The 309-nt window shown below is 50.2% G+C and carries 1 protein-coding gene; it reads right to left on the reverse strand.

All coding sequences use genetic code 11. The annotated features are described in order from the left end of the window. Positions 1-309 (reverse strand): InlB B-repeat-containing protein (locus NE473_RS30875; RefSeq protein WP_256265623.1); only part of this gene is annotated, 309 nt, incomplete at both ends.

Genomic DNA, 309 nt, shown 5'->3' on the forward strand with positions numbered 1-309 from the left:
TCATGCTTTCTGCTATTACATAGGCTGCATCGAACTGTTTTCCAGCTCCGTTTTCTTCTGTATACCAGCCTTCAAACGTATAGCCGGGACGGCTCGTTCTCCCAAGATCTTTTCCTGCATTCGTAAGGCTCTGGCCGCTCAGCACCGTCTCCGTCGTATTCGGAAGCACCTTTGCTGCATCTGCCGCTGCCTTGTCATACGTCAGCACTACCTCATTATTTGCAGTCCATCTCGCATAAACGGTCATGCTTTCCGTGATCTTATCTTCCTGGGTGAATCGTCTTCCACCGGTTGCTTCTGTATACCAGC

The sequence above is a fragment of the Hungatella sp. SL.1.14 genome, assembly GCF_024460495.1.
In the GTDB taxonomy this organism is placed as follows: Bacteria; Bacillota; Clostridia; order Lachnospirales; family Lachnospiraceae; genus Hungatella; species Hungatella hathewayi.